Raw genomic sequence first — 4,266 nt, forward strand, 5'->3', positions numbered from 1 at the left:
AGCTTAGCCTCGAAACGGTCGTGCTGGTCGAGCACGAAGGCCATGCCGCCGGTCATGCCGGCCCCGAAGTTGCCGCCCGTCGGACCCAGGATCACCACCTGGCCGCCGGTCATGTACTCGCAGCCATTGGCCCCGCAGCCCTCGACCACCGTGGTGGCCCCGGAATTGCGGACCGCGAAGCGTTCGCCGGCCTGGCCCGCCGCGAACAGTCGGCCGGAGGTGGCGCCGAACAGCACGGTGTTGCCCAGCAGGGCGTTGCTTTCCGGAGCCGCCAGGGTGCGCGAGGGCTTGATGACGATCGTCGCGCCCGACAGGCCCTTGCCGACATAGTCATTGGCCTCGCCGGTCAGTTCGATGCGCAGGCCCTGGACCGCGAAGGCCCCCAGGCTCTGGCCGGCCGAGCCCTTGAGCTGGACGGTCAGGTGGCCGGCGGGCAGGCCCTTCATGCCGAACTTGCGGACGATGTGGCTGGAGGTGCGCGAGCCGATCGAGCGGGCGGTGCTGCGGACCGTATAGGTCAGCTGCATCTTCTCGCCGCGCTCCAGCAGCGGAGCGGCGTCGCGGACGATCTGGGCGTCCAGGGTGTCGGGCACTTCGTTGCGGCCGATCACGGTGTTGTAGGGCTTGTTCTGGCCGGGATCGGCGCGAACCAGCAGGGGGTTGAGGTCGAGGTCGTCGAGGTGCTCGCCGCCGCGGCTGACCTGGGCCAGCAGGTCGGTGCGGCCGATGATGTCCTGCAGGCGCTTGAAGCCCAGTCCGGCCAGGATCTCGCGGACCTCTTCAGCGATGAAGCTGAACAGGTTGATGACCTTCTCCGGCGTGCCGGTGAACTTGGCGCGCAGGGCCTCGTCCTGGGTGCAGACCCCCACCGGGCAGGTGTTGGAATGGCACTGGCGCACCATGATGCAGCCCATGGCCACCAGGGAGGCGGTGCCGATGCCGAACTCTTCCGCGCCCAGCATGGCGGCGATGACGATGTCGCGACCGGTGCGCATGCCGCCGTCGGCCCGCAGGACGACGGAGTGGCGCAGGTTGTTGAGGGTCAGCACCTGATTGGCTTCTGACAGGCCCATCTCCCAAGGACCGCCGGCATATTTCACCGAGGTCTGGGGCGAGGCGCCGGTGCCGCCGACGCCGCCGGCCACCAGGATCACATCCGCCTTGGCCTTGGCCACGCCGGCCGCGATGGCGCCGATGCCGGTCATGGCGACCAGCTTCACCGTCACCCGGGCGATCGGATTGATCTGCTTGAGGTCATAGATCAGCTGGGCCAGGTCTTCGATCGAATAGATGTCGTGGTGCGGCGGCGGGCTGATCAGCATGACGCCAGGCGTCGCGTGGCGCAGACGGGCGATCATCTCGGTGACCTTGAAGCCGGGCAGCTGGCCGCCCTCGCCGGGCTTGGCGCCCTGGGCGACCTTGATCTCGATCTCGCGGCATTCGTTGAGATATTCGGCCGTGACCCCGAACCGCCCCGACGCCACCTGCTTGATGGCGCTGTTGGGATTGTCGCCGTTGGGCAGGGGCTTGTAGCGGGCGCTGTCCTCGCCGCCTTCGCCCGAGACCGACTTGGCCCCGATGCGGTTCATGGCGATGTTCAGCATGCCGTGGGCCTCGGGGCCCAGGGCGCCCAGGCTCATGCCGGGGGTCACGAAGCGCTTGCGGATCTCGTTGACGCTCTCGACGTCGTCGGTCGACAGCGGCGCGCGGTCCGAACGCCAGTCCAGCAGGTCGCGCAGCTGGATCGGCTTTTGGGTGCGCAGGCCATTGGACCAGCGGCGATAGAGCTCGTAGTCGCCGGTGTCGCAGGCGCTTTGCAGGGTGTGGATCAGCCGCGCCTCGAAGGCATGGGCCTCGCCCGACTTGCGCAGCTTGTAGAGACCGCCGACCGGCAGGGTCACGACGCCGGCCTCCCAGGCCGTGCGATGCAGCTCGACCGCCTTGGCCTCCAGACCGGCCAGACCGATCCCCGAGATCCGTGACGGCATGCCAGGGAAGAATTCGGCGGCCAGGGCCCGCGACAGGCCGACGGCTTCGAAATTGTAGCCGCCGCGATAGGACGAGATGACGCTGATGCCCATCTTGGAGATGATCTTCAGCAGGCCCGCTTCGATGGCGCCCTTGAAGTTCAGGCACACGTCGCGCAGCGTCTTGTCGCCCATCAGGCCGCGCTCGAGACGGTCCTGGAAGCTCTCCTGGGCCAGATAGGCGTTGACCGCCGTCGCCCCGACCCCGACCAGGACCGCGAAATAGTGGGTGTCCATGCACTCGGCCGAGCGGACGATGATCGAGACATAGGAGCGCAGGCCCTTGGCGACCAGGTGAGCGTGAACGCCGCCGGTCGCCAGGATCATCGGCAGGGCGACCCGCTGGGCCCCGCTGCCTTCGTCGGTCAGGACGATCGCGCCGCAGCCGCGCAGGACGGCGTCCTCCGCCTCGGCCCGGATACGGTCAAGGTTGGCCCGCAGGGCGTCCCCGTCCCGGGCTTCGGGCGCGGGCAGGGGCATGGTGCAGTCGATGACCGCGACGTTCTTTTCGCCCAGCAGCTCATGGATGCGCACAAACATGCCGGTGGTCAGGACCGGGCTCTGCAACACATAGACATCGGCCTGGGCGGCGTCCTGGGCCAGGATGTTGCCGAGGTTCTTGAACCGGGTCTTCAGGCTCATGACGCCGGTTTCCCGCAGGGGATCGATCGGCGGGTTGGTCACCTGGCTGAAGTTCTGGCGGAAGAAGTGGCTGAGCGGTCGGTACTTTTCGGACAGGACCGCCAGGGGCGTGTCATCGCCCATCGAGCCGATGGCTTCCTTGCCGTCCTCGACCATCGGAGCCAGGATCATCTCCAGGTCCTCGAGGCTGTAGCCGGCGGCGGCCTGGCGACGGGTCAGCGCCTCGCGGCCATAGCTGCGCGGCTCCGGGCCCGGCGCGATCTCCTTTTCGAGATCGACCATGTTGCCTAGCCACTCGGTATAGGGGTGGCGGCCGGCCAGTTCGTCGATGATTTCTTCCTCGCCATAGAGCCGGCCTTCCAGCAGGTCGATGGCGATCATCCGGCCTGGCGCGATGGCCAGCTTGCGGGTGATGCGGCTTTCGGCGACGCCGCACATGCCGGCCTCCGAGCCCATGATCACCAGGCCGTCATCGGTATAGGCCACGCGCAGCGGACGCAGGCCCGAGCGGTCCTTGCCGGCCACGACCCAGCGGCCGTCGGTGGCGCACAGGGCGGCCGGACCGTCCCACGGCTCCATCACCGCGTTGCAGTAGGAGTAGAGGGCGGTGTGGCTGGCCTTCAGGTGCGGATTGGCGGCCTCGGGCATCAGCAGGGCCTTGGCCATCGGCGCGTCGCGGCCGGCGCGGACCAGCACCTCGAAGGTGTTGTCCAGGCTGGCGCTGTCCGAACCGCCGGGCTGGATCACCGGTTTGACGTCGTCCCCGAATTCACCGAAGGCGTCCGCCGCCATCTTGATCTCGTGCGACTTCATCCAGTTGATGTTGCCCTTGATGGTGTTGATCTCGCCGTTGTGGGCGAGCATCCGGAAGGGCTGGGCCAGGCGCCATTCGGGGAAGGTGTTGGTCGAATAGCGCTGATGGAAGATCGCCACATTGGCGGCGAAGCGCTCGTCCTTGAGGTCGGGATAGAACTCGTCGATCGCCTCGGCCAGGAACATGCCTTGTAGATCAGGCTCTTGGCCGACAGGGAGCAGATGTAGAACCCGGACAGATTCTGGGCGTGAACGCGCTTTTCGATGCGCTTGCGGCACAGGAACAGCGCCCGCTCCAGGGCCTGGCCGTCCATGTCGCTGGGCGCGGCCAGCATGATCTGTTCGATCTCGGGACGGGTGGCGTTGGCCTTCTCGCCGATCACCGAGGTGTCGACCGGCACCTGCCGCCAGCCATAGATGTAGAAGCCAAAGCGCAGGGCCTCGGCCTCGACGATCGTCCGGCAGGCTTCCTGGGCGTCCAGGTCTGTGCGCGGCAGGAAGATCTGGCCGACCGCGATCGAGCCCTGGCGCAGGGCGTGGCCGGTGCGGCGCACCTGGTCGATGAAGAAGTCCTGCGGCACCGAGACCAGCACGCCCGCGCCGTCGCCGGTCTTGCCGTCGGCGTCGACCGCGCCCCGGTGCCAAAGGGCCTTGAGCGCCTTGATGGCCAGTTCGACGACCTCGCGACGCGGTTTGCCGTCGATGGCGCAGACCAGGCCGACGCCGCAGGCGTCGCGCTCGGTGGTCGGGTCATAGGCATGGCCGTCGATCAGGGCCTGGCGTT

The 4,266-nt window shown here is 67.8% G+C and carries 1 pseudogene; it reads right to left on the bottom strand.

Features of this window, described 5'->3' with window-relative positions:
- Positions 1–4,266, bottom strand: a pseudogene (gltB, locus tag CSW58_RS10955) (glutamate synthase large subunit); the annotation flags it as partial.

This window comes from Caulobacter sp. B11, assembly GCF_002737765.1.
Classification (GTDB): Bacteria; Pseudomonadota; Alphaproteobacteria; order Caulobacterales; family Caulobacteraceae; genus Caulobacter.